At 71.6% G+C, this 23022-nt stretch carries 25 protein-coding genes and 1 pseudogene; 10 read left to right on the top strand and 16 right to left on the bottom strand.

All coding sequences use genetic code 11. The features are described 5' to 3' along the window. Positions 1-38: 38 nt before the first annotated feature. A complete protein-coding gene (locus ACGFZK_RS07765; RefSeq protein WP_393847963.1) occupies positions 39-221 on the top strand; it encodes a hypothetical protein in 183 nt (60 codons plus the stop codon). A 27-nt stretch (positions 222-248) separates the two neighbouring features. Here ACGFZK_RS07765 and gap read toward each other — a convergent pair whose 3' ends face one another. Both gap and ACGFZK_RS07755 read right to left on the bottom strand, forming a co-directional pair. Next, positions 249-1247: a type I glyceraldehyde-3-phosphate dehydrogenase gene (gene gap / locus ACGFZK_RS07760; RefSeq protein WP_393847962.1), complete on the bottom strand. Its 999-nt coding sequence runs from the start codon at positions 1245-1247 to the stop codon at positions 249-251. A gap of 129 nt (positions 1248-1376) precedes the next feature. After that, on the bottom strand, positions 1377-2333 hold the full coding sequence (locus ACGFZK_RS07755) for a GlxA family transcriptional regulator (protein WP_393847961.1): 957 nt from the start codon (positions 2331-2333) through the stop codon (positions 1377-1379). 111 nt (positions 2334-2444) lie between these two features. Here ACGFZK_RS07755 and ACGFZK_RS07750 point away from each other — a divergent pair, with 111 nt between their 5' ends. Next, on the top strand, positions 2445-3338 hold the full coding sequence (locus ACGFZK_RS07750) for a DUF3592 domain-containing protein (RefSeq protein ID WP_393847960.1): 894 nt from the start codon (positions 2445-2447) through the stop codon (positions 3336-3338). Here ACGFZK_RS07750 and ACGFZK_RS07745 read toward each other — a convergent pair. Continuing rightward, positions 3319-4581 carry a hypothetical protein gene (locus ACGFZK_RS07745; protein ID WP_393847959.1) on the bottom strand — a complete coding sequence of 421 codons (1263 nt, stop codon included), beginning with the start codon at positions 4579-4581 and terminating at the stop codon, positions 3319-3321. The two genes, ACGFZK_RS07750 and ACGFZK_RS07745, sit on opposite strands and share 20 nt — an antisense overlap. Before the next feature lie 276 nt (positions 4582-4857). On the opposite strand from ACGFZK_RS07745, the gene ACGFZK_RS07740 reads away from it, so the two are divergent. Further along, on the top strand, positions 4858-5817 hold the full coding sequence (locus ACGFZK_RS07740; protein WP_393847958.1) for an MBL fold metallo-hydrolase: 960 nt from the start codon (positions 4858-4860) through the stop codon (positions 5815-5817). 54 nt (positions 5818-5871) lie between these two features. On the opposite strand, the gene ACGFZK_RS07735 is transcribed toward ACGFZK_RS07740, so the two are convergent. Next, on the bottom strand, positions 5872-7269 hold the full coding sequence (locus ACGFZK_RS07735) for a hypothetical protein (RefSeq protein WP_393847957.1): 1398 nt from the start codon (positions 7267-7269) through the stop codon (positions 5872-5874). 56 nt (positions 7270-7325) lie between these two features. Next, positions 7326-9221: an ATP-binding cassette domain-containing protein gene (locus tag ACGFZK_RS07730; protein ID WP_393847956.1), complete on the bottom strand. Its 1896-nt coding sequence runs from the start codon at positions 9219-9221 to the stop codon at positions 7326-7328. 441 nt (positions 9222-9662) lie between these two features. On the opposite strand from ACGFZK_RS07730, the gene ACGFZK_RS07725 reads away from it, so the two are divergent. Then, positions 9663-10259 (top strand): GNAT family N-acetyltransferase, encoded by a 597-nt coding sequence (locus tag ACGFZK_RS07725; RefSeq protein ID WP_393847955.1) that lies wholly within the window; start codon positions 9663-9665, stop codon positions 10257-10259. 30 nt (positions 10260-10289) lie between these two features. Here ACGFZK_RS07725 and ACGFZK_RS07720 read toward each other — a convergent pair whose 3' ends face one another. Next, positions 10290-10844 carry a flavoprotein gene (locus tag ACGFZK_RS07720; RefSeq protein ID WP_393847954.1) on the bottom strand — a complete coding sequence of 185 codons (555 nt, stop codon included), beginning with the start codon at positions 10842-10844 and terminating at the stop codon, positions 10290-10292. A 145-nt stretch (positions 10845-10989) separates the two neighbouring features. Then, the gene (locus tag ACGFZK_RS07715) at positions 10990-11583 is read right to left on the bottom strand and encodes an NAD(P)H-dependent oxidoreductase (protein WP_393847953.1); all 594 of its coding nucleotides are present in this window, start codon (positions 11581-11583) and stop codon (positions 10990-10992) included. A gap of 208 nt (positions 11584-11791) precedes the next feature. Between ACGFZK_RS07715 and ACGFZK_RS07710 the strand changes: the two genes are divergently transcribed. Continuing rightward, the gene (locus tag ACGFZK_RS07710; RefSeq protein ID WP_393847952.1) at positions 11792-12280 is read left to right on the top strand and encodes a hypothetical protein; all 489 of its coding nucleotides are present in this window, start codon (positions 11792-11794) and stop codon (positions 12278-12280) included. A 12-nt stretch (positions 12281-12292) separates the two neighbouring features. Here ACGFZK_RS07710 and ACGFZK_RS07705 read toward each other — a convergent pair whose 3' ends face one another. After that, entirely contained in the window at positions 12293-12844 is a 552-nt protein-coding gene (locus ACGFZK_RS07705) for a GNAT family N-acetyltransferase (protein WP_393847951.1), read from the bottom strand. Positions 12845-12993: 149 nt separating this feature from the next. Next, positions 12994-13320, bottom strand: coding sequence for a hypothetical protein (locus tag ACGFZK_RS07700; protein ID WP_393847950.1), 327 nt, complete (start codon positions 13318-13320; stop codon positions 12994-12996). A gap of 179 nt (positions 13321-13499) precedes the next feature. Here ACGFZK_RS07700 and ACGFZK_RS07695 point away from each other — a divergent pair, with 179 nt between their 5' ends. From ACGFZK_RS07695 to ACGFZK_RS07685, 3 genes are all read left to right on the top strand, one after another. Next, the gene (locus tag ACGFZK_RS07695) at positions 13500-13841 is read left to right on the top strand and encodes a DUF5713 family protein (RefSeq protein WP_393847949.1); all 342 of its coding nucleotides are present in this window, start codon (positions 13500-13502) and stop codon (positions 13839-13841) included. Between the two features lie 110 nt (positions 13842-13951). After that, positions 13952-14170: a hypothetical protein gene (locus ACGFZK_RS07690; RefSeq protein WP_393847948.1), complete on the top strand. Its 219-nt coding sequence runs from the start codon at positions 13952-13954 to the stop codon at positions 14168-14170. Between the two features lie 15 nt (positions 14171-14185). Next, entirely contained in the window at positions 14186-14848 is a 663-nt protein-coding gene (locus ACGFZK_RS07685) for a hypothetical protein (protein ID WP_393847947.1), read from the top strand. A 110-nt stretch (positions 14849-14958) separates the two neighbouring features. On the opposite strand, the gene ACGFZK_RS07680 is transcribed toward ACGFZK_RS07685, so the two are convergent. After that, entirely contained in the window at positions 14959-15156 is a 198-nt protein-coding gene (locus ACGFZK_RS07680; RefSeq protein WP_393847946.1) for a hypothetical protein, read from the bottom strand. A 142-nt stretch (positions 15157-15298) separates the two neighbouring features. After that, positions 15299-15490: pseudogene (locus ACGFZK_RS07675) on the bottom strand (hypothetical protein); the annotation flags it as partial. A gap of 49 nt (positions 15491-15539) precedes the next feature. On the opposite strand from ACGFZK_RS07675, the gene ACGFZK_RS07670 reads away from it, so the two are divergent. Next, entirely contained in the window at positions 15540-16235 is a 696-nt protein-coding gene (locus ACGFZK_RS07670) for a DUF6882 domain-containing protein (protein WP_393847945.1), read from the top strand. On the opposite strand, the gene ACGFZK_RS07665 is transcribed toward ACGFZK_RS07670, so the two are convergent. The 4 genes from ACGFZK_RS07665 to ACGFZK_RS07650 all read right to left on the bottom strand — a co-directional run bounded on the left by ACGFZK_RS07665 (position 16222) and on the right by ACGFZK_RS07650 (position 19389). Continuing rightward, positions 16222-17361, bottom strand: coding sequence for a hypothetical protein (locus ACGFZK_RS07665; RefSeq protein WP_393847944.1), 1140 nt, complete (start codon positions 17359-17361; stop codon positions 16222-16224). The genes ACGFZK_RS07670 and ACGFZK_RS07665 overlap by 14 nt on opposite strands. A gap of 26 nt (positions 17362-17387) precedes the next feature. After that, positions 17388-17903 (bottom strand): GNAT family N-acetyltransferase, encoded by a 516-nt coding sequence (locus ACGFZK_RS07660; protein WP_393847943.1) that lies wholly within the window; start codon positions 17901-17903, stop codon positions 17388-17390. Positions 17904-18056: 153 nt separating this feature from the next. Next, positions 18057-18818 carry a class I SAM-dependent methyltransferase gene (locus ACGFZK_RS07655; RefSeq protein ID WP_393847942.1) on the bottom strand — a complete coding sequence of 254 codons (762 nt, stop codon included), beginning with the start codon at positions 18816-18818 and terminating at the stop codon, positions 18057-18059. A gap of 142 nt (positions 18819-18960) precedes the next feature. Beyond that, entirely contained in the window at positions 18961-19389 is a 429-nt protein-coding gene (locus tag ACGFZK_RS07650) for a MarR family winged helix-turn-helix transcriptional regulator (protein WP_393847941.1), read from the bottom strand. A gap of 135 nt (positions 19390-19524) precedes the next feature. Between ACGFZK_RS07650 and ACGFZK_RS07645 the strand changes: the two genes are divergently transcribed. After that, complete coding sequence (locus ACGFZK_RS07645; RefSeq protein ID WP_393847940.1) at positions 19525-20421, top strand: MBL fold metallo-hydrolase; 897 nt, start codon at positions 19525-19527, stop codon at positions 20419-20421. Positions 20422-20476: 55 nt separating this feature from the next. Here the strand turns inward: ACGFZK_RS07645 and ligA are convergent, their stop codons facing one another. Beyond that, on the bottom strand, positions 20477-22549 hold the full coding sequence (gene ligA, locus ACGFZK_RS07640; protein WP_393847939.1) for an NAD-dependent DNA ligase LigA: 2073 nt from the start codon (positions 22547-22549) through the stop codon (positions 20477-20479). Positions 22550-23022: the final 473 nt, after the last annotated feature.

Below are 23022 nucleotides of genomic sequence, written 5' to 3'. Positions count from 1 at the left end.
CGAGGCGCCGCGCGCGGTCGGCCGGTTCACTGGGATCCATGACCGAGACAAACCGCACGCGGGCGCCGGGCTCGCCCGCACGACGCACGAAGCCGTGCCAGTGGTGCGGGCGCCCGGTACCGCAGCCCTTCCCGGTGGTGCGCAAGCTGCACTGCAACACCCGTCACTGGATCAGCGACGTGCGCGACAACTTCTGGCGCAGGCTCTGGGACAACCTCTGAGCCGCCCCACCGGGCGCTGCTGTCGGTTCAGCCCGCGGCGAGCAGCGTGAGCGTGTCGATCACGCGGTTCGAGAAGCCCCACTCGTTGTCGTACCAGGCGACCACCTTGACGTGGCGGCCGTCGACACGGGTGAGCTCCGAGTCGAAGATCGACGAGGCGGGGTTGCCCGTGATGTCGGAGGACACGAGCGGGTCGTCCGAGTACTCGAGCACGCCGGCCAGCGGCCCCTGCGCCGCGGCGCGGTAGGCCTCGAGGATCTCCTCGCGCGTCACCTCGCGGGCGACGGTGGTGTTGAGCTCGACGATCGAGCCCACCGGGACCGGCACGCGGATCGAGTCGCCCGACAGCTTGCCGTCGAGCTGCGGCAGCACGAGGCCGATCGCCTTCGCGGCGCCGGTCGAGGTCGGGACGATGTTCACGCCGGCGGCGCGGGCACGGCGCGGGTCGCGGTGCGGGCCGTCCTGGAGGTTCTGCTCCTGGGTGTACGCGTGCACCGTGGTCATGAAGCCGTGCTCGATGCCGGCGAGCTCGTCGAGGACGGCGGCCAGCGGGGCGAGCGCGTTGGTGGTGCAGGACGCGTTCGAGACGATCGTGTGCCGGGCCGGGTCGTAGGCGTCGGTGTTGACACCGAACGCGAGCGTGACGTCGGCGCCGTCGGACGGGGCGCTGACGAGCACCTTGCGCGCACCCGCCTTGATGTGGCCGCGGGCGGCCTCGGCCGAGGTGAAGCGGCCCGTCGCCTCCAGCACCAGGTCGACACCGAGCTCGGCCCACGGCAGCTGCTCGGGTTCGCGCTCGGCGAGCACCGTGATGCGGTGACCGTCGACGACGAGTACGTTCCCCTCGACGGTCACGGGGCGGCCGAGCCGGCCGGACGTGGTGTCGAAGGCGAGCAGCCGCGCCAGGGTGGCGGGCTCCGTCAGGTCGTTGACGGCGACGACCTCGAGGTCGGTGTCGCGCTCGAGGAGCGCGCGCAGCACGTTGCGGCCGATGCGGCCGAATCCGTTGATGGCAATGCGAGTCATGAGCGATGTCCCTTTCGTTCGCCATCAGGTTCGCGCCCGATCTCCGGCCGCGACAGCGGCGAGATCGCCACGGTTCGTAAGGATCTCGCCACGGGGGACGGGATGGGCTGATTTCGGGCCGGTGGCGGCCTATTCGCCCTGGGTGAAGGTGCGCCGGTACTCCGTCGGGGTGGTGCCGAGGATCCGGTGGAAGTGCAAGCGCAGATTGGCCCCGGTGCCGAGGCCGACATCGTCGGCGATCTGCTCGACACTCCGCTCCGAACGCTCCAGCAGCTCACGGGCCACGTCGATCCGGGCCCGCATCACCCACTGCATCGGCGTGTACCCGGTGTCCTCGGCGAAGCGCCGCGAGAACGTCCGGGGCGAGACCCCCGCGTGCTGGGCGAGGGCCTCCAGGGTGAGGGGGTCGCCGAGCCGGTGCAGCGCCCACTCGCGGGTGGCGGCGAACCGCTCGCCCAGCGGCTCGGGGACGCTGCGCGGCACGTACTGGGCCTGACCGCCGCTGCGGTAGGGGGCCGCGACCAGGCGCCGGGCCGCGTGGTTGGAGGCGGCCACACCGAGGTCGCGGCGCAGGATGTGCAGGCACAGGTCGATGCCGGAGGCGGCGCCGGCCGAGGTCAGCACGCTGCCCTCGTCGACGAACAGGACGTTCTCGTCGAGCCGGACGAGCGGATGTTTCGCGGCGAGGGCCCGCGCGTAGTGCCAGTGGGTCGTGGCGCGCTTCCCGTCGAGCAGACCGGTGGCGGCGAGGGCGAACGCACCCGTCGAGATGGCGGCGAGCCGCGCGCCCCGGTCGTGCGCGGCGACCAGCGCGTCGAGGACGGCCCGCGGCGGGTCTTCGCGGTCGGGGAAGCGGTAGCCGGGGACGAAGACGATGTCGGCCCACGCGAGCGCGTCGAGCCCGTGGGTGACGTGGTACGACAGGCCGTCCCCGCCGGTCACCAGACCCGGCGCCGCGCCGCACACCCGTACCTCGTACGGCATGCTCGCGCGGGTCGTGAACACCTGCGCGGGGATACCGACGTCGAGGGGCTTGGCGCCCTCGAGGACGAGGACGGCGACACGGTGGAGGCGGGAGGGCGGCACGGGGTTCAGGGTACGGCGGGGAGAGGCGGGGCGGGGTCGGGGTACCAGGGGGCTGGGGTGTTCGCGACGGCCGTGTTAGACCTTGCGCGACGACGACTGGGGGGTGCGGGCGTGGACTGGCACGGATTTCTGCTGCTGTGGTGCGCGGTGTGCGGTGTGTGGGCGCTGTTCGGGTACGGGCGGTCGCTGATCGGAGCGACCCCGGCGCAGCGCGCGGTGCGGGTCACCGGGCGGATCGTGGAGGTACGAACCCCCGCGCACGGCAACCCGGGCACGGACGGGATACCCGTGGTGATCGCCTTCCCCGACCCCGCGACCGGGCGGGAGCACGCCCTGCCGTACGAGGCCGAGCGCGGCATCACACTGGACACCGTCTGGTTGGGGCAGGAGGTCGCGGTGCTCCACCCGCCCGGCGAGCCGCACCGGTTCGAGGTCACGTACGACCTCCAGGACGGCCGGCACGGTCGGGGATGGCCGCACTTCGCGGTCTTCCTGCTCTACGCGGGCCTGGTCGCCGACACCGCGCTCCGCCACGGCTACCCGTGGGCACTGCTGGGCGCCGGCGGGCCCCTGGCCGTGGCCATGACGTCCGTCCTGCGCCACGACCTGGTTCTGATGCGCCGTGAGGCCGCCCGGCTGGCCACCGCCGTCCGCGTTCCCGGCCGTGTCGCAGCCGTCCTCGAGTCGGTCCACGAGGACGGCGAGGGCAGCTGGACCAGCCACACCGCAGTCCTCGTGTTCACCACCCGGGAGGGAACGGCCGTCACCGCCCGCCTCCGCTCGGGGATACCGGATCCGGCCCACGCGTACGGACGGGAACTCACCGTCCACTACGTGCCCGACGACCTCGCTCTCTTCACCCTGGATCCGGCCGCCGCCCGCCGCTCCGCCCGCTGGGACATCGCCTTCGTCGTCCTCGTCCTCCTGCTCGGAGCGGCGGCGGCCGTCGCGGGCGCGGTCCTGCTGTGGGGCCAGGGAGCCGACGTCACAGCTGCCGGGCGATGAGGTCCAGGTCGCCCCGGGTGAAACCCGGACCGTCGGGGCCGTCCGGCGCGAACGACTCGATGACGGCCTGGACGGCGGGAGCGGCGTCCGTACCGTTCACCTCGGTGAACTGCACGTTGTAGAAGACGAGCCGGCCGTCGACGTCCTCGTGGGAGATCTCGAGGACCTCGTCGAGCCAGTCGGCCGCCTTGGCCACGTTGCCCAGCGCGCGGTCCAGTTCGCGCAGACAGCTGCGGCCGATGCCCGGCAGCAGGGTCGTGGTGAGGGCCGTGGCGTCGGCGAAGGTGCGCACGTCCGGCCAGAAGGTATTGATGGGCCGCGGCCGGGACGCGTCCGTGAAGTCGAAGAACGTGAGCGTGTGGCGCACGCACACGTGGTGCACGTTCTGCTCGGCCGCGGTCAGCGTCAGGGTGACCTGCCGCCCGCTCACCGTGGTGCGGACCGTGGCGGTCGCGGCAGCGGCCGCGGAGTCGGCGTACGCCGCTATCGAGGGCGCGTTCAGCCGCGCCGCGGCGAAGAGGCGCAGACCCTGCTCGGGCGTCGGGAACGGCGTCAGCCCCTTGCGCAGGTTCTGCTTGGTCTTGGAGTCGTACACCCACTGCTCGCGCAGGGGCGGGTACAGCACCCGCTTGTCCCGGTCGACGCGTTCGGCGGCGACATGAGCGGTCTGCAGGTGCCGGTGCAGGGTGGTCCACACTGCGGCGTCGTACACGCCGCGCCCGTTGTCCGCTTCGGCCGCCCCCAGCCAGGCGGTCTCGAGGTCCTTGAGCGCGAGTGACACGGCGTCCATCCGACGGGTGCCCGGACCGCCCGGCACCGGCTCGGTGTCGGGGTCGAAGTTCATGCCCGGGTCGTTGGCCGGGCTCTGCGGGCCGAGCGAGACCATCAGCGGCAGGTTCCACAGCAGCCGGTGCGGGTTGGGGCTGCCGCCGTGACCTGCCATGGCCACGGCCTGGGCGACGCTGTCGCCGGCCACCGACCAGCACAGGTTCCAGAACGCCCGGGCCGCCCCCTGGAGCTGCGGGTTCTTCGAGTTCCAGGCCGGGGTGATCTGCTCGGCGATCGAGCTGAGACGTTCCTTGGAGATCTTGTGGTGTAACGCGCCGCTCTTCCACTCGGTGGGCAGCGCGTAGGCCGCCTTGCCGTCGTTCAAGGGCTTGACGGCCCACTTGGTCTTGTCCGGGACCTCGCGGGCACTGCTCGGGGGTGGCGCCGGCCTGCCGGCCACCGGAGACGTCGTCATGACACTCCCTTCACGGCCCACCGAGCGCGGGCCGCGCTCATCTTCAGGTCCCCGGCGAGCGGGCGTCCACCGGTTCCGGGGCATTGGGGCGGGTGGGAAGGACGGGTACCGCAAGCCATGCCGCCGGCGGCCCGTACGCCCCACCCGGCACGCTCGATGACGATCCGTGAGGCGGTGGCCCCGCGCCTCGCGCCCCCGAAATCCAGGGGCCGTGCCGGGGCGCCGCCCGCTACGATCGGGCCTTCATCCGATCATGACGGTCCCACGGAGGCACCGATGACACCGGCCCCTTCGCGGACGGCCGCCCACCCCGAACGGCTGGACCGAGGACATCCGTTCCGGCAGTGGAAGACCTGGCGCATCCCGGGCACCGAGCTCACCCTCACCGGCTACTCGCGCGCCAACGACAAGACCTTCTTCCACATCCCCGAACTGCGCTGTGCGCTCGACGCCGGACTGGCGGAAGGCCGCCAGACGGAAACCGTCTTCCTCACCCACACCCACCACGACCACTCCAAGGACCTCGACCACCTCGCGGCCCGGCCCGACGGCGTCGACATCCACGCGCCCGCCGCGGCGCTCCCGTACGTGGAGACCTTCCTGCGGGCCTCCGCCGAACTGAACCACGGGACCGCCTACGACCCCGGCCTCGCGGCGAACTGCCGACTGCACGGGGTGCGCGGCGGCGACGAGTTCACCTTCGGCCGCCGCGGCCACCACGTACGGGTCGTGGAGTGCGTCCACAAGGTGCCGTGCGTGGGCTACGCCTTCTCCGAACGCCGCAAGGCACTGCTGCCCGAGTACGAGGAACTGCGGCGCGGCCTCGCCGAACAGGGCCGGGGCGCCGAGTTCGGCCGTGTGCTCGCGCAGCGCCGCAAGGAGGGCGCCGAGGTCGAACGAGAGGTGCGCAGACCGCTGTTCGCCTTCCTCGGCGACACCCATGTGAGCGTCTTCGAGGACAACCCGTGGCTCTTCGAGTACCCGGTGATCATCACCGAGTGCACCTACCTCGACGACGCCGAACGGGAGCGCGCCGACCGGGTCGGACACACCGTCTGGAGCGGGCTGAAGCCCGTCGTCGAGGCCCACCCGGCCACCCTCTTCGTCCTCACCCACTTCAGTCTGCGCCACTCGGACCAGGACGTCCTCGCCTTCTTCGGCGACGAGCGGCCCGACAACGTACTGCTGTGGGTGCACCCGGACAGCCGGCTTCCCGAACAACACCAGCACGGCTGACGGCCGCCGACCGCCCGCCGACCGCCCGCCCGGCCGCCGACCGTCGTCCCCCGGTCAGAGTCCGGCCAGCGTGTCCCGCAGCCGCCGTGCCTCCTTGAGCAGTTGGGACGATCCCGTTCGCCCGGCGAGAGCGGATATCCCGGGCAGCTCACCGCGCGCACCCGAGAGCCGGGCGGCATCCGCGGCGACCCCCAGCAGCGCCCCGTGCGCCTGCGGCCGGGTGCAGGCCAGCAGGCCGGGGAGCGCCGTACCCAGGACGGCCCAGACCGCCCCGGCGCCCCGCGGCGTGGCGGCCGCCGCCCGCAGTGACCCGGTCAGCAGGGGCACCTTCAGCGTGCCCAGCCCGACGAGTTCGGTGAGCTCCCGGCCCAGCAGCGCTCCGTCCAGCCGGCCCCTCGAGTCCAGCCGAACCAGCGCCCGCACGGCCGCCTCCCGGTCGGGCTCGGGGACGGAGGCGAGTCCGTAGGCGACGGCCAGGTGCACGGCGGGTCCGGCCGGGCCGTCGGTCGCGGCGAGCGCCCCGAGAAAGGCGGGGGCGCCACTGCCGTCCTGGTCGGCCGCCGAGGCCACACCCGTCAGGAGCCGGGCCGCGGCTATCTCCGGGTGCCAGGGCAGGGTGGCGACCGTGTGGGCGTCCCGGTAGTCCGGCAGGGACCAGTGCGGACAGGAGAGGTGCGGCTCGAACTTCCGGAACAGCGACCAGAAGCGCCGGGGAAAGGCGCCGCGGCCCTCGATCGCCTCGTGGCCCACCAGGATCCGGCGGCCGATCCGTGCGCCCCGGCGCCTGCTGGGACGCTCGGGTTCACCGGCCTCGCGCTCCCGCCACCACGTCGGGTGGGGCAGACCGCCCTGCCGCAGCCAGGCGGCCACCCGGGCCCCCTCCGGCAGCTCCAGCTTCTCCGCGGCGCGCACGGCCTCGGGATCCACCCGGCCGCCGACGCGCAGCAGTGCCTGTCCCAGATCCGCCGGTCCCGGCCGGACGCCGAGGCGCGCGTACTGCGCGAGGCGCTCGACCAGGTCGTACGGCCCCACCGCGCCGGTCGGGCTGCTCGGCACGGACAGCAGGAACGGCACGGGATCACCAGCCCGCAACCGCGCCGTGACCTCACCGACGCGAGCCCCGGCTATGTAGTCCGGCGCCACGTGCTGGCACAGTTCGAGCCAGCCCGCCCCGGCCTTCTCCCAGGGCTCGTCCGCCCGTACCGGACCCACCGCGGCGCCGACGATGCCCGCGAGGCACCGCACCTGTGGGTCCGGCTTCATCGTGAACTTGCGCGGGACGGAGCCCAGCGCCGCGGCCAGTGCCTCCCGGTCCCGGAAACTGTGACCCACCACGGCGTTGAGCACGCGTTCGAACGTCTCCACGCCCGGGTCACGGCCGTCGGCCAGCACGGCCGCAACCTGGTCTGTGAGCGCACCCGTTGCCGGTGCGGCGAACACCCCTTCGATCATGTGATGCAGGCTAGACGGTCCCACTGACATCCCCGCCCTTGCGGGCGGGGAGGACCTCAACGGTCCTGGGAGAGCCGCACGAGCTCGGCGAAGGAGCCGTCCAGCCGCACCAGTTCCTCATACGTGCCGTGCTCCGTGATCCGTCCCGCGTCGAGGACGACGATCCGGTCGGCGAGGCGGCAGTTCTCCATCCGATGGGTGACGATCACCGTGATTCGGTCGTCCTTCATGTCCCGCAGTCCGGAGAAGACCATGTGCTCCCCGCGCGGGTCCATGGCCGACGTCGGCTCGTCCATGACGAGCAGACCCGGCCTCCGGTGGAACGCGCGCCCGCACGCCAGGCGCTGCCACTGGCCGCCGGAGGGCTCGTGTCCGCCCCAGACCGAGCGGGCCAGGAGGGTGTCCAGGCCGTTCGGGAACTCCTGGACGGTCGTCCGCATGCCGACCGCGTCCAGGGCGTCCCAGACGGCCTCCTCGCCGCGCGGGCCGGGCTGGCCGAGCGTGATGTTCTCCCGGGCGGAGAAGGGCCAGTACCCGTACGACTGGGTGACGAGGCCGACGTGCCGCCAGGCGGTGCGCTGGTCGGCGTCGGCGGTCGGCACCCCGTCCCAGGCGACGATGCCGGAGGTCGGGACCGTCAGCGAGGTGAGCAGCCGGATCAGTGTGGACTTGCCCGCGCCGTTCTCCCCGACGACGGCGATCACCTCGCCCCGGGAGAGGGTGAGGGAGACCGGCCCGAGCGAGGGGACGTCCTTGCCGGGATAGGTGTACGTGGCCTCCTCCAGGCGGATCTTCTCCGGTGCGGCCTCCATCACCTGCGGGCCGCGCGGGCCCGACTTCTCGGCGGCCTCCGCGACGAAGGCGGTGTAGTCGCCGAGGTAGAGGGCGTGCTGGAACATGGCCGCCCCGTAGACGACGAGCTGCGACAGGGCCGCGGTGGAGGTCCGCATGGCGACGATCGCCGTACCGGCGGCGGCGATCGCCATGTACCCGCCGACGACGAGGCCGGCCAGGGCCCCGTAGGTGGCGACGACGAAGACCCCCGAGGCGGTGGCGGCGATCAGGTAGACGGTGAGGTAGCGGGGCGCGGAGCTGACCATCCGGGCATCGATGCGCTCGCAGACGGCCGCGTACCATTGGTGGGCGTACGGCCGCATGCTGTTGCCGCGCAGCTCGTCGGCGAGCTTCGGCGTGGTCAGGTGCCAGCGCATCATGTGCTTGATGTTGCGGGAGGCGATCGTCTGGTTGTGGAGGCGGTAGTCGAGGCGGGCGGCGTAGACCGACCCGAGACCGCGGGGGATCACCGACAGCAGGAGCAGCGGCAGGAGCACGGGGTGGACCACGGCGAGGACGGAGGCCACGGCGACCATGTCGATCAGGCCGCCGGTGAAGCCGAGGGCGTCCTGCAGCAGCATGGCGGAGCGGGCGGATCCGGTCTCGGCGGCCTCGGAGCGCTCGGTGAAGTCGGGGGCGTTGTAGGCGGCGAGTTCGACGTCCATGTGGGCGTCGACCATGGCGAGGTCGGCGAGGGTGGCCATACCGGGATTCAGACGGCGGGCCGCGCTGCCCGATGCGATGGAGGCCAGCGCGCCGAGCGCCGTCATCGCGGCCGCGACGACCAGCGGCCAGGCCGCCGCCGAGATCCGTTCCTGGACACCGTCGCCCGTGAGGAGCGGGACCAACGCCCGCGAGATCGCCGTGAGCGCTGCGGCCGTGCAGATCCCGCCGAGGATCTGGGCGGCGACCAGCACGTGGAACGCGGTGCGGTTGACGGCGAGGGCGAGCCGCGCGGTCTGCCGGAGGGCGGAGGGGACCCGGCGGGCCATCTGCCCGAGCGACAGCGCCTCCATGGTCTCGTTGTGCTGGCCCCAGGTGTACTTGAACTCCGGCGGGGCGGGTGGTGCGGGGGGCGGTGCGCCGGTCTTCTGGTTCTCGGTCTGTGGCTCGGTCATGCTGCGTCTCCTTCAACTGGGTGGTGTCGGAGGCCGGTTCGCCCGCTCGCGACGCATGGCGGAGAAGCCCGGCTCCGCGGTGAGCGGAGGGGCGGGTGCGCGGTCGCGGGAACTGGAGGGAGTGAGTAGAGCGCAGCCCGACGGCCGGAGCAGCTGGATCTGGCCGACCTCGTGGCGGCGGCTCCCTTGCCGTGGCCGCTGATCGTGTGCGGGTGCCGCGGGGCTCCGGGGCGGAGCCGGACGACAGGTTGGCCGGAACCGGCCGGTACGGGGCCGGCTCGCCGGAAACCACTTGCGGGCCGGCGACGTGGCCGGGAGAAGGGCGGCACGTCCATCCTGCTCGACCTGCCAGTGCCGACGGGAAGGCCACCGGAAAGGACGCCGGAAGGACGCCGGTAGGTCGAACGGTGTCTCCGGTCACGTCGTGGCATCGTGGTAGCCATGGTCATCAGCGTTCGCCCGGCCTCGGTCTTCGAGGACGTCCGTCTCCTGCTCGGACCGAAGTCGGCCGGAGCCAACGTCTGCTGGTGCCTGAGCTACCGGATCCCGTCCAAGCTCAACAACGAGCTGCGCGGGCCGGCACGCGGTGAGTACGTGGCCGGGCTGTGCGGGAGCGAGCCCCCGCCCGGGGTGCTCGCGTACGACGGTGACGGTGACGGTGACGGTGACGGTGACGAACCGGTCGGCTGGGCCGCCGTGGCGCCGCGTGCGGACACCTCGTTCGCACGCAGTCACAGGATCCCGCTCGTCGACGACCTACCGGTCTGGTCGCTGTGGTGCATCCGCGTACGCCCCGGCCACCGCGGGAAGGGGATCTCGCACGCCCTCATCGCCGGTGCGGTCGACTTCGCCCGCGCCCACGGCGCACCGGTGGTCGAGGCCTACCCCCTGGACAACGGCGCCGCCAAGGTCGACCTGACGATGGCGTACGCCGGGATCCGGAAGAACTTCGAGCGCGCCGGGTTCGTCCACGCCGCGGACACCACCTCGGTGCTGGCCGGCCACCCCCGCGTCCTGATGCGGCTCGACCTGCGCTGACACACCGGCCCGTGGCCGCGGCCCCGCGCTCTACGCCAGCGGGGAGGGGCGGCTCAGGGCGTTGAGAGCGGCAAGGGCGGTCGGCCACGGGAAGTGGAGCGGGGCGTCGGGGGCGGCGGGGTCCGGCGCGTAGCCCGTTTCGCCGTGGAGGAGTTCGACCCCGGCGCTGCGCAGGGTGTTCAGGGAGGCTTCGAACTGGGGGTGCGCGGCGAGGCCGGTGTTGGTGCAGGGCATCGCGATGACGGGGGTGCGGTTGCCGGTCGCCTCGGCGGCGAGGCCGACGACGAGGTTGTGGGTGAGGCCGAGGGCCCAGGCGTTGATGGTGTTGAAGGTGGCGGGAGCGAAGAGGAGCGCGTCGGCGGCAGGCCAAACGTCGGGTTGGCCTGGGAATTTGTACTGCCAGCGGACCGGGTGGCCGGTGAGTGCGGCGAGTCCGTCGAGGCTTTCGGACAGCCAGTGGGCCGCCGTGGGGGTGAGGCCGAGGCACACGTCCCAGCCACGGGCCTGGGCGTCCTCGATGACGTGGGCAACGTCGAAGACGGGCGGGGCGGCGGAGCAGAGCAGGTGGAGAGTCCTCGTGGTCATGCCGCAATATGATCACACTGTTTGACCTTGATGGGATCTTGGGACGGTCAGCCGCCGCAGCGGAGCCGGGGCGCCGCCGCGATGTGCGGCGCCCGCCCGGCCGCTGAACTCTTCACCGTCCTCGCCGTTGACCGTCGCACCACGGTCAGGCCGAGAGCGCCGCCGCCTGCCGACGCGCCTGATCCAGCCATGCCGCCCGTTCCTCGTCGGAGGAGTCGGTGACCGTCCGGAAGACCGTGCGTCGTACGTCGGTGATCCCCGCATACGGGAGGACACATGCCGCCCAGATCCTCTGCAGCGGGTCGCCGAACTCCGCCTCCTCACGGTCGAGAGGAGTGTCCGAGGTGTTCAGGACGAGCGCCCTGGTGGCCTTCAGGAGCGGCGCCGGCTCCCCGTCCGCCGTACCCAGTTTGTACGCGACCCCCGGCGCGAGTACGCGCTGGACCCAGCCCGCCAGGACCGCGGGCGGCATACCCCACCAGTTCGGGTGGACGAACACCATGGCATCAAGGGTGGCCAGCTCCCTCTGGTGCAGCGCCACCTGTGCGTCGTGGGCCGGCGGCGCCGAATCGACCGTGCCGGTCTCCTCGGCGGACAGCAGCGCCGGGAATTGCTCGGCACAGAGGTCGTGCGCGATGACGCGACACCCCCGGCCCCGCAGCCCGTCCACAACGGCATCGAACACGGCGTGGTTGAAGCTACCCGGCCGCGGGTGTGCGAGGTACACCCCGATCTGCATATCCGTCCCCCTGGTCGGTCCGCGTGGGCCGCCCGTCCGCCGCGCCACTCGGTTCCTCCCCATTATCCGGTCAGCCGCTGGTCACGGGGCCGGAATCGCGATCACGAGGCCAGTACCGAGTGCTCCTGCGCGTGCGAGGCCCGCCCATATGGGGGAAGCTGGGCATATCCGCCGCGCCGACGGTGGGCGCACGGGCGAGGAGGGCTTCGTGGATACATCAGCAGACGGCCGACCCGTTCACGCACTCCGGTCCAGACTGCGCACCGCCACCCTGCTGTGTGCAACGGCGGCGCTCGCCGCGGCCACCGTCCCCGCCTCCGCGCAGACCCGGACCGTATCGGCGCCGGCGCCCGCGCCGGAGCAGGTCGTGGTCGTCGACTGCTTCTCACAGGGTCAGATCCGCCCGGAGGAGTACTTGCTGGCCTGTGGGGACGGCAACAACCGCCTCGTCGGCCTCCGCTGGAACACCTGGGGTCCGCAGGCCGCGAAGGCCACCGGCACGGACATGGTGAACGACTGCAAGCCCTACTGCGCGGCGGGCCGCTTCCGGTCCTACCCGGTGACGGTCACCCTGAGCAGTCCGGAGCCCTGGCCGGACCACCGGGACGTCCAGCGCTACACCGTGATCCGGCTCGTCTACACGGACACCGCGCCTGCCCCGGTCCCGAAGGACGTGACCTACAAGATCGCGTACTGACAGATCGGCGTATCAGAGCCGCAGGGGCTCCGGGTCTGTCGCCAAACGGGCGTGGAGTTCGACGTCGTATCGGCTACCGCCGTATGCGAGCTTCTGGCGCTGCAGCCCTTCCACGGCGAAGCCGGCGGCGTGAGCGACTCTGCACGAACCGGGGTTGTTCACCCGATGTCCCAGCTCCAGCCGGAACAGTTCGGCCTCGCGGAACGCCCAGAGAGCGAGAGCCCGGCAGGCACGAGAGGCCACGCCCCGGCCCCGGGCCGCCGGTGTGGTCCAGTAGGAGACCCAGCCCACGGAGTGCCGTCGACTCGCCGCGCCGACCGATACGTGTCCGAGCGCGGTGTCGTAGCCGTCGCCGTCGACGACGGAGAAGGCGAAGGCAGAGCCCGCATCCCACTCGGCGCCGCGATCGGCGATCCACCGCTCGGCGGCCTGCACTGTCGTGACCGGCTCGTTGGTCTGCTCACGCATGAGGGGATCCGCGAACGCCGTCATCACTGATGCCACATCGCGCGTGGCCCACCTACGCAGCACCAAGCCTGAGGAATCTTCGACACGTTCGCGCATACCGCGAGTCTTTCTCCCCGTCCACGGCGCTGTCACCGGGTTTATCCCCATGCTGTCGGACAGGGAGGGGCAGGAGCGACCTGGCCGAGGAAGGCCGGGTGGTCGTCCTGGCCGAGCCACTGGTGGGCCGGCCGGGCCAAGAGGTCTTTTCATGGGGTGGAGTTGGGAACGGAATCCGAGACGAGTTGAGCCAGCCGGCGCAGACGCTGGAAGTAGGCGAGATCGTCCGGTTCGTTGATCAGTGGCAGAACCTGATCCAGGTCGGCGATGCAATCGTCGAGGATCCTGTGGCGCTCTGCGTCGAGAGATCCGCCGTTGTGCAGGAAGGCGGACACGCATCCGGCGGTGTAGAAGTCGAGTTCCACCATGCCGATACCCGCCAGGTCCTTACGGCGCAGTCCATCAGGGTAAGGAGCGTACCGGTGCTCCTGCCACAGAGGCGCGACGACGGTCAGGTAGTTGCTTTCTCCATTCACGGTGTCATCTTCCCCCGAGGCAGGCCGTCGGGCTCACTCCGCATGGACCATGCAGACCTCCGGCAGCGCCGGGTCCGTCTCACCCTCCGCTGCCAGGACTGCGCGCGCCCGGTGGCGCCGTTGTCAGTGGTGCTGTGCATGATCGGCGCGCCAGCCATTCTCCGAGGTAGGGAAGCGTCATGCCGATCACAAACCAGCAGGTAGCGGGACACGCGTTCCTGCGGCAGATGTACGACGACCCGTACTTCCCTGATGACGTAGTCGACCAGGGGAGGGCGGTCCTGCTGCGGCTGTGCGAGCGCGTTGAGGCCGAGCAGCCGTCGGATCTGGAAAGCCTGTATGGGCTCACCCAGGCTGCGACGGAGGAGTTCAACCTGCTGGACAGGGAGTTCGTGGCGGCTGGGAGCGGGATCGAGACGGTCGCGCGCGAGTGGATCTGCGACGAGTTTTGTTTTGTCGCGTCGGCATACGGGTTCACGGACGCGGATGCGGAGGTGCTGACCGCCGGCCGGGACTGGTGAGCGAGGACGGGAAGGCCACCTCCATTCACTGGCGGGACGGGCCCTGAAGGTGAGCGTGCACGGCGTGGCCGGTCATGTGGGTCGGATCGGTCGACAACTGGCTGAACGTCATGCCCACCAAAGATTCCGTGTCCGTGAGCCGCGCGGGCAACGCGTATCCGGACATGGAGGTCGTGCAGGACCGGAAGCACCAGAAGCCTCGGTGGATCGCCCACGACAGCATGGCCCATACCAGCGGCTACGATGCCCGCGACGGTCTCGACGGCCTCTTCTCCGAGGACCGTGACGACCGGACGTGGGTTAATGGCACCTGTACGAAGAGCTGCTGAGATGAGGAAGCTGCCATGAGTACGGGAAGATGGCTGTGGGTCTGCCTACAGCGCTACGTCCTGAGCGCCGCTCTCGGCTGGGTGGCCGCGGCCCTGGTGCTGCCCGTTCTGGGCGACGATCCCTTCTGGGCGTCGTTCGGCGCGGGGCTGGGAGCGGGGCTGATCGTGGTGCCGCTCCTGACGGTCGTGACCATGTTCGTACTCGTCCTGCTGGCCGGTCGGCGGTTCGAGCCGCCGACCGGCGGTCCCTCGCGGATCCGGGGCGGCTGGCTGATCGTGCTGCCCCTGGTCCTGCTGCTGCCCGTGGCCCTGCTCGTGCCACTGCAGTACCTGATCGTGCTCGCCGCGCAGCTCGTGTACCTGGTGTGGGTGCTGCCCTGCCAGGACGCCCGCGACACGGCGGACGTGCTGCGCTCGCTCGCCGACCCGGCGGTCCCCGCGGAGCAGCGGGCCCGGATGGCACAGGCGGTCGCGGGACTGCAGGGCAGGCCGGTCGTCGAAGCCCTGGTGCAGACCTCGGCCGACGCGGAGCCGGAGGTCGCCGAAGCGGGTCTGGAGACCCTCTGCACCATCTGGCGGCGCGACGGAGTCGTCGGCGAGGACCTGCTGCTGAAGCTCGACCCGCAGGCCCAGGACCGCGTCCGGGCCCTCGGCGTCAGGGTGCGGAGCCCTTGGTGAGAACGGCGGCGATCGGCCGCGCATGACACGGACCCGGCCCTCCCGCGACCACTCGGGAGGGCCGGGCCCCTTTTCTCTTCCCGGGGTCGAGGACACTGTCGGCCGCGGGGTCATGCGCCCCCGCGCGCCTCCCCGAAGGCCCGTAATCGTGCGCCCCGTTCGCCGAGTCGGCGCTCCTCCAGTGCGGCGACGCCGAACCGCAGGTACCGCTCGTCGGAGGGCGTGAAGAGGGAGCCCGGGAGCACGGCCACGTCCTGTTCCCGCACCAGGGCGCGCACCACCGCCTTGTTTGCGGGCTCCGGCCGCATGCTGATGGGCTCGACAGACCGTGGAGTCGACGCTCAAGTCCCACGTGATCGCACCCTTTGCGTCGGCCAGGGACTGGCGCCGGGTGAGAATCCGCTGCCAGGTGCCGTTCCGCTGCCACCGGTGGAACAGGTCGTGGACCTGGCTCCACGGTCCGTACCCGACGGGGACATCCCGCCACGGCACACCGGTCCGGACCCGGAAGCGCTGCTGTCGATCAACCGCCGCCGAGGCCGGACGGGCGGCCGCCCCGCCCTGGCACCCGTCGGCAACAGCGGCTCCAGTGCCGCCCACTGTTCGTCCCTGAGATCTCCCCGACCCATGAACCGTGATCATTCACAGCCCAAGATCTCCTTTCGCTACAGGGCCTCATAGGGTCATGGGCATGACTATGGTGAATGAACAGTTCAGTGACGCGTTTCTCCTGGAGGCAGAACGGCACGCAGCCTGGGGCGCCGCGCAGCTCGAGGCCCTGACCGCGTTCATGCCGGAGGGCCCGTGGACGGCCGACCTGCCGTCCTGCCTGTACCGGCAGGGCGATCTGGAACTGCGGATCTCCGTCCTGGGCACTTATGACATCGGCGAGCGGTCCTGGATGTGGGGCTGGGCCAACCCGGGGCTGCGGGGCAGCGAGGCGGTGGCGTTGAGCCGCGCGGTCGAGCGGTACGGACGGGTGCACGGGATCGCCGAGTTCACCGAGGAAGTCCTGGACCTGTCCGGCTTCGCCGATCCCCGGCGCGCGGCGGAGACGCTGGCCTTCGCGGGCATGGGCGTGGCCGAGGCCCCGGGGTACCTGGGCCTTGCCGCGGGGCCGGACACGCAGGTGTACTTCCTGCCGGACGACCCCCAGGTTCCGCGGGCCGCTCTGGACACGATCGCGCTGCCGAGGGAACTGGTGACGGGGGCGGGCCTGATCGGCCACTCGGCCCGCAGGGTGGTCACCGGCTACCTGGAGTACCACGCGCTGGCCTGGTGGGAGGACGGGAACCGGATCCTCACCGACCTCCCGGGGGGCGGCACGGCGGCAGTCGAGTTCGATTCCGCGAACCGCATCGCAGGCGTGCACCTCACCGCGGTCTGACCGGCCAGCGACCGGCCAGCAGCCGCTCGGCCTCCGCGACGATGGCTCCGGCCGACAGTTCACGCCGGTCGCTCCCGGTCGTATCCGAGCCGTTGTACGCGTCGACGAGGTCGACCAGCGGCCGCAGAGTCCGAGGCTGGGCCAGGGCGTCCCAGCCTTCGTACACGATGACGTCGCCACCGGCCGCGGGAGCCGTGCTGCCGTTCACGATCAGCCGGAGCCACCAGCGCACGAGCTCCCAGCGGGCCGCTTCCCACGGGAGGCCGGTGTCATCGGCGGGAAGGCCCTCGACCAGGCCCAGTTCGGCCAGTGCCCGGTCGAACAGCGCATCGGCCTTCTCCTGCTCGGCATGCGTCAGGCCGGCGAGCAGCGCCAGGGACTCCGTCTCGACGTTGAGGACCAGCGCCGCCAGCGCGGCTTCCATCAGGTGGTGCGGGCGGTGCCGACGGCCGATCAAGCGCTCCAGCGCCAGCATCCGCAGGTACTCGACCGCCTCGTGCGCGGTGGCGGCGTACGGGGTGTGAGGCGTGGGCGCATCGACGTCGGTGCCCGGCCCGCAGTTGACGAAGTACGACCAGAAGCCGACGGTCGACCGCGGGGCGGGAAGGCTGCTCGCCCGGCCGGCGAATTCGTGCCGGACGTAGTCGGCGAGGTCGTTCCCGTAGAAGATGATGTCGGTTTGGTGCACGGACAGTACGGAGTGTCCCCATTCGCCTGCCGTGCCGGGCAGGTAGCGGTGGCTGTACACGGGAACCAGTGGGGGAGCCGTCGCCAGTTCGGCCCGTGCGAGCCGTACCGCTGCGGATGTCCCTGTGGGCCTCGGGCCCCAGGCAGGATGCCAGAAGCCGTTGCGCTCCACATCGAAGAGCACCCCTTCGACCGGCCACGAGAGTCGCTCGGCGAGGTCCGCGGGGTCGCCGTTGCGCCAGTCGGGCCAGCTCCGCGAGCCGTACGGGAGCCCAGCGGAAAGGAAGACGCGGTGGTCCACCGCGAACGTGAAACCGAACCGCTCCTCGATCCCGTCGAGTTCGCGCTCGCTGAGGCCCGGCCCGATATCGGCCGGGAGCAGCCTCTGGAGCCTGCCGGCCTCGTCGAGGGACAGGACCGGGGGACTCGATGCGGGCATGCCCGAAAGCATAGTGACCGCCACGATCACGGCTGACGGGCGGCCCTGTCCGGGGCGAGCGTGAGCTTGGCTACGCGTTCGTCGCCGACGAGTTCGCCGGTGGGGAGGAAACCGAGGCCGAGGTAGAAGGGTTCCGGGCTGTTCGCGCCCGGGTGCCAGCTCACGTACGCGTCGCGGATGCCGCGGGCGCGGATCTCTTCGGTGGCGGCGTGGATGGCGAAGCGGCCGTAGCCCTTGCCCTGGTGGCGCGCGTCGACGTTGAGGCGCCAGATGCCGCTGCGCCGGTCGCCGGCGTCGGCGGCCGGGTCCCAGACGATGTCGTGGAAGGCCATGATGAAGCCGACGACTTCGCTGCCGTCTACGATGGCCCGCGGCCAGGCGGTCGTGGGATGGACGTACGCCTCGGCGAGTGACTTCATCACGGGGGAGACCAGGTGGGTCTGGTCGGGGCGTACCCGTATCGCGCAGACCGCGTCGAAGTTGCCGGCGGTGACGGGTTCCAGGCGCAGCGGGCCCGGTGCGGGGGTGTTCAGGGCTGGCATGGCCTCAGCGTATCCCCGGCTCCGGCACTTCCTCGACGGGATTCGTTCGGCATCGGGCCTGCCCCGGTGGCGCACCGGGCCCGGACGCCGGGACGTGATGGCACATCACGTCCCGGGTCCGGCGCCGCCATCGGCAGAGCAGGCGGTGGGGCTCTACGGCTTGCGGGCGTGCAGTACGCGCATGCCCCGTTCACCGGGGGCGTCATGGGAGAGGTCCAGGCCGGCCTCGCGGCACAGGGCGGCGAGCCGGTCGGCGGGTATCCGCAGCTTGGGGTAACTGCTGGTGCGCAGGGTCCACTCGCCGTCCACGCGGGTGTGGAGGATGTCGTGGACCATCACGGTGTCCTCGTCGACGTACTCCAGGAAGCAGGTCAGCAGCCGGTTCTCGTCGCTGCGCACGGGCAGGAAGCGGTCGGTGCCCTCCAGGGGCCGGCTGAGATCGCGGTAGGTGATGACCAGGTGCCCGCCGGGAGCCAGGGCCCGCTGGACGTCGGCGAGGAGGGCCGGTACGTCGGAGAGCGCGGGCAGGTGGGGGAGGGTGTCACCCATGCAGAGGATCACAGCTGCCGTCCCGGGAGCTGCGATCCGGGGAAGGGCGGTGCGGATGTCAGCGTTCAGCGGGCGGATCGGCGCGTCCTGACCGGCGTACCGGGTGAGTTCGTCGAGGAGCTTCCCGCTCGTGTCGACGGCCGTGACGGGACCGAATCCGAGCCCGGCCAGGGCGAGGGACTGCACGCCGGGGCCGCAGCCGAGGTCGATCGCGTGCCTGTCTGCTTCCTCCTCCCCGCCGGGGAGGACGCCGAGGCTCTTCAGTAAGCCCGCCTGTGCTTCGGCGAGGGAGGCGATGTCCCCGCCGAGCATCCAGGTGTACTGGTCGGCGAGGAGGTCTTCGTAGTGGTCGGACACTGTTGCCATTGCGGTCTCCCGTGGTCGGGCGGGCGGCGCGTTCACGCGCGTTCCGCGTCACCTTCACGGCGGGGTCCGGGCAGGATCCGAAAGTGCTGACCGCCTGACACCTCGCCGCTGGGGAGCCTACTGCGCCGCTTTCGACGCCGAATCACCGGCGGGTGACGGCCTGTTCCAGCAGGCCGTGCAGCACACGCTGATCCTGGGGGGTGAGCCCGGACAGTGGTGAGTCCACGGCGAGGAGCGCGAGGAGGCGTTCGCGCAGTGCGGTGCCCTCGGCGGTGAGGACGAGGTGCTTGGCGCGCCGGTCGGTGGGGTGCGGGTGGCGCCCGATCAGGCTCTGCTTCTCCAGCTTGTCGACGACGAAGGTGGTGTTGGAGGGCTCGCAGCTCATCCGCTCGGCGAGCTCCCGCATGGTCATCGGCCCGCTCATCTCCCGCAACGCGGTCGCCTGCGCCGCGGTGAGGCCCAGAGTGGCCGCGCGCTCCCGTACGTGCTCGGCGATCCGCTGGGCCAGCCCGTTCACCAGGCCGCACAGCTGTCGCTCGGCGATGGCCTGCAGCTCCGGGGGCGTCGTCATGCCACCACTCTAACAAATCCGTCAAGCAGAAACATTTCTAGCTTGAATGATTCGAACTTGATGCTTATGGTGAGCGTCGTCGCCGAGGGAAGAGACGTGCGGCGACACCTGACGACGATTCATAGGGATGTATCCATGGCAGATGTGACGATGGCTCAGGACGTACGGCTGCGCCGACCGGCGGGAATCCGCTCCATACGACTGGGGGATACGAAGGTCTCGTACGTGCCGGACGGCGATGTACGGCTCCGGCCGCTGCAGCTGCTCCAGGACACCACCGAGGAGGTGTGGTCCGCACATCCGGAGTACCTGGACGCCACGGGCCACCTCGTCGGGAGCGTCGGCGGACTGCTCGTGGAGCACGGCGACCGGGCCCTGCTGATCGACGCGGGCTTCGGTCCGCAGACGCACGAGGCTCCGGACGGCCCGCTCGCCACGATCCGGGGCGGCGCGCTCACGCGCAGCCTGGCCGAACTCGGCCGCCGCCCCGAGGACATCGAAGCGATCGCCTTCACCCACCTGCACGCCGACCACCTCGGCTGGGCCTGCCACCGTGCGCCCGGCGGCGACCGGCCCGTGTTCGCCCACGCCGACTACCTGATCTCCGAACCCGAGTGGGAACGGCGCGACCTCCTGGAAGCACAGGGCATGAACGAGCAGGTCGCGGCCCTCGCACCGCACGTGCGTACGATCACGGACGGGCAGGAGGTCTTCCCCGGCGTACGCGCACGGATCACCCCGGGCCACACCGTCGGGCATGCCGAGTACGTGATCACCGGGGGCGGACGGCGTCTGATCGCCTTCGGCGACGCCCTGCACTCGCCGATCCAGATCGACCACCCGGAATGGTCCTCGGGCTTCGACCACGACGGCGCCCTGACCGCCGAGCACCGCCACCGCCTCGTCGCCGAGCTGGCGGAGCCCGGAACCATCGGTTTCGGCGTCCACTTCGCCGACGTGGTGTTCGGACACGTCCGCGGGGACGGGGACGGGGGCGGGGTCGGCCCGGCCTGGCAGCCTCTGGACGTCTGACCCCGTCGCCGGTCCTGACCCCGCCCCGGGGCCGGGACCCCGTCCCCCGGGCCGGTCACGCCAAGAATTCGGCGACCAGTTCGGCAAAGGCCTCCGGCGTGAGGACCTCCACGCCGAGCTCGGCGGCCTTGACCGCCTTCGAGCTCGGCTTACCGCTCGCCGACGGGGCGGAGACCAGGATGGCGGTCTTGGCGCTGACGCTGCTGCCCGCGCGCCCGCCGGCCTTCTCGATCAGTGCGTTCATCGCATCCCGGCCCTGGCCCTCCAGCGCTCCCGCCATCTTCCCGGTCACCACCACGACCTTGCCGGCGAGCGGCCCCGCGTCCAGCGCCGCCGCGGGGTCCTGGGGCTCGTTCATGTTGACGCCCGCCGCGGCGAGCTTGTCGATGACCGGGGCCAGGCCGGCGATCTGGTCCACGATCACCGGGGCCTTCTCCGGGCCGATGCCGTCCACGGCCTGCATGGCCAAGGCATCGGCCCGCCGGACGGCGTCCATCGTGCCGAAGTGCCGGGCGATGCGGCGCGAGATGCTGCGCCCGGTCCCCAGAATGCCCAGCGCACAGACGACGCGGCTAAGCGGGCGGGCCTTCGCCGCCTCGATCTGCTCCACGAGCTTCGCGGCCCGCTTGGCGCTGCCGGAGGCGCTGGTGAGCTGGTCCAGGGAGAGGACGAACAGGTCGGCGACGTCCACCACGTCACCGGCGTCGACCAGGGCCTTGACGTACGTTCTGCCCAGGCCGTCGATGTCGAGCATCTCGCGCCCGGCGGCGTACTCGATGAGGGCGGGGAGGGCGCAGGCCGCCCCCTTCGCGCAGCGCCACCGCTCCTGGGTCTTGTTGATCTCTCCGCCGCAGTGGGGGCACTCCTGCGGCAGCGGCACCTCCGTCGCACCGGCCGGGCGGAGCGGCACCACGGCGGCCTGGACGCGCGGAATGATGTCGCCCGCCTTGTACACCGTCACGGTGTCGCCCAGGTGGAGATCGCGGCGGCGGATGTCGGCGGGGTTGTGCAGCGTGGCCCGGGTGACCGTGGACCCGTCGATCAGCACCGGGGCGAGTATGGCGGTCGGGGCGAGCACTCCCGTCCGGCCGACCTCCCACACCACGTCCTCCAGCACGGTCTGCCGTTCTACCGCCGGGAGTTTGAAGGCGACCGCGAAGTAGGGGAACCGGCTCCCCAGTCCTGCCGCTTCCTGCTCGGCCGCGTCGTTCACCTTGATCACGACGCCGTCGATGCCGAACGGCAGCCCGGCCCGCATCGCGGCGATCTCGTCGACCCTCTGCTGGGCCTCGGCGAGTGTGTCGACCACGTGCAGCCCGGCCGGGGTGTCCGCGGTCGTGTGCACTCCGGCCCGGGTGACCGCGGCCAGCACCTCGGCGTGCGTGGCTCCGGCGGGCAGGAAGGCCTCCCCGTCCAGTCCGACCGCGCCGTAGGTCCAGAACGTCATCGTCAGCCGGTACGGGCGGTCCTTCGCCCGCAGCGTGCCGGCCGTGCCGTTGCGGGGGTTGGCGAAGACCTGCGCGCCGTGGGCGGTGCGGACGGCGTTCGCCGCCTCGAACTGCTCCTGGGTGAAGAGCACCTCTCCGCGGACTTCGAAGGTGGCGGGCACCGGCAGCTGCTCCGGCAGGCCCTCGATCTGCCCGATGACGTGGCTGACGTCCTCACCGCTGCTGCCGTCGCCGCGCGTGATGATCTGCACCAGCCGTCCGCCCCGGTAACGGGCCGCCACGGCCGCGCCGTCCAGCTTCGGCTCGACGGTGAACCCGCCGACCGGTGCACGGCCCAGCCGGCGCTGCAGGGACTCGCCCCACGACACCAGCCCGTCGGCATTGAAGACGTTGTCCAGGCTGAGCAGCCGGGTGGTGTGCGCGACGTCGCCGGCCGGGGCGGCGCCGTCACCGACCTGCCCGGTGGGGGAGTCGGCGGCGACGTCCTCGGGGTGCTCCGTCTCCCACGCCAGCACTGCGAGCCGGAGCTGGTCGTAGGTGGCATCGTCCATCGGGCTGTCGCCGTCGGCGTAGTACGCCCCCGAGGCCGCACGCAGGCGCTCGAGCGCGACCTCGTACGCGGAGCGGCTGGACACGATGGGCATGCTGGACAGCGCCTCGACGGCGGAAAGGTTCGTCATGAGAGTGATCCTCTCGCGAGGCACTGACAATCGCCCTCGGCCCGCAACCCACCGCGCGTTCCGCCTCGTACTGCGGGACCGGCAGGCCGGGCCCCGGTGCTTTCCGGATGCGGTGCGGGGCCCTCACAGGCGACCGGGCGCTCCGCCCAGAACACCCCGGACACCGCTCGATGGGCGAGTATCACGAGCAGTCCCACGAGGCCCGGGCCGAGGGCGATGGCCAGGGGAGGGCCGAGGCCGAACCCGGACGTTCCGTCCGAGGAGTCGGCGGGGTCCGCCATGTCCGCGACCGCCTCCTCGAGCAGCCGGACCGGCATCGCCACCCCGATCACGGGACCGGCCCCGATGAACCGGAACGCGTATGGCGATCCCCCAACCGCCCAGCCGGCCAGCCGTGGGCCCGCCGCAGTCGGGGGCGGGCCGGTTCAGGTAGTAGAAAGCGGAAGCGATGAGCAGCATCGGGGCGAAGGACG

This window comes from Streptomyces sp. NPDC048257 (assembly GCF_043201855.1).
In the GTDB taxonomy this organism is placed as follows: domain Bacteria; phylum Actinomycetota; class Actinomycetes; order Streptomycetales; family Streptomycetaceae; genus Streptomyces.
The sequence above is the reverse complement of the archived record's forward strand: the minus strand, read 5'-3'. Positions and strand labels throughout refer to the sequence as shown.

Excerpts from the sequence above, each read along its gene's own strand:
- ligA (WP_393847939.1), bottom strand. The coding sequence starts at position 22,549 with ATGACGAACCTTTCCGCCGTCGAGGCGCTGTCCAGCATGCCCATCGTG.
- ACGFZK_RS07735 (WP_393847957.1), bottom strand. The coding sequence starts at position 7,269 with ATGATCGAAGGGGTGTTCGCCGCACCGGCAACGGGTGCGCTCACAGAC.
- ACGFZK_RS07725 (WP_393847955.1), top strand. The coding sequence starts at position 9,663 with ATGGTCATCAGCGTTCGCCCGGCCTCGGTCTTCGAGGACGTCCGTCTC.
- ACGFZK_RS07655 (WP_393847942.1), bottom strand. The coding sequence starts at position 18,818 with ATGGCAACAGTGTCCGACCACTACGAAGACCTCCTCGCCGACCAGTAC.
- ACGFZK_RS07690 (WP_393847948.1), top strand. The coding sequence starts at position 13,952 with ATGCCCACCAAAGATTCCGTGTCCGTGAGCCGCGCGGGCAACGCGTAT.
- ACGFZK_RS07720 (WP_393847954.1), bottom strand. The coding sequence starts at position 10,844 with ATGACCACGAGGACTCTCCACCTGCTCTGCTCCGCCGCCCCGCCCGTC.
- ACGFZK_RS07740 (WP_393847958.1), top strand. The coding sequence starts at position 4,858 with ATGACACCGGCCCCTTCGCGGACGGCCGCCCACCCCGAACGGCTGGAC.
- ACGFZK_RS07715 (WP_393847953.1), bottom strand. The coding sequence starts at position 11,583 with ATGCAGATCGGGGTGTACCTCGCACACCCGCGGCCGGGTAGCTTCAAC.
- ACGFZK_RS07680 (WP_393847946.1), bottom strand. The coding sequence starts at position 15,156 with ATGCGGCCGGAGCCCGCAAACAAGGCGGTGGTGCGCGCCCTGGTGCGG.
- ACGFZK_RS07645 (WP_393847940.1), top strand. The coding sequence starts at position 19,525 with ATGGCAGATGTGACGATGGCTCAGGACGTACGGCTGCGCCGACCGGCG.
- ACGFZK_RS07765 (WP_393847963.1), top strand. The coding sequence starts at position 39 with ATGACCGAGACAAACCGCACGCGGGCGCCGGGCTCGCCCGCACGACGC.
- ACGFZK_RS07660 (WP_393847943.1), bottom strand. The coding sequence starts at position 17,903 with ATGCCAGCCCTGAACACCCCCGCACCGGGCCCGCTGCGCCTGGAACCC.
- ACGFZK_RS07650 (WP_393847941.1), bottom strand. The coding sequence starts at position 19,389 with ATGACGACGCCCCCGGAGCTGCAGGCCATCGCCGAGCGACAGCTGTGC.
- ACGFZK_RS07730 (WP_393847956.1), bottom strand. The coding sequence starts at position 9,221 with ATGACCGAGCCACAGACCGAGAACCAGAAGACCGGCGCACCGCCCCCC.
- ACGFZK_RS07705 (WP_393847951.1), bottom strand. The coding sequence starts at position 12,844 with ATGCGCGAACGTGTCGAAGATTCCTCAGGCTTGGTGCTGCGTAGGTGG.
- gap (WP_393847962.1), bottom strand. The coding sequence starts at position 1,247 with ATGACTCGCATTGCCATCAACGGATTCGGCCGCATCGGCCGCAACGTG.
- ACGFZK_RS07670 (WP_393847945.1), top strand. The coding sequence starts at position 15,540 with ATGACTATGGTGAATGAACAGTTCAGTGACGCGTTTCTCCTGGAGGCA.
- ACGFZK_RS07695 (WP_393847949.1), top strand. The coding sequence starts at position 13,500 with ATGCCGATCACAAACCAGCAGGTAGCGGGACACGCGTTCCTGCGGCAG.
- ACGFZK_RS07685 (WP_393847947.1), top strand. The coding sequence starts at position 14,186 with ATGAGTACGGGAAGATGGCTGTGGGTCTGCCTACAGCGCTACGTCCTG.
- ACGFZK_RS07745 (WP_393847959.1), bottom strand. The coding sequence starts at position 4,581 with ATGACGACGTCTCCGGTGGCCGGCAGGCCGGCGCCACCCCCGAGCAGT.
- ACGFZK_RS07665 (WP_393847944.1), bottom strand. The coding sequence starts at position 17,361 with ATGCCCGCATCGAGTCCCCCGGTCCTGTCCCTCGACGAGGCCGGCAGG.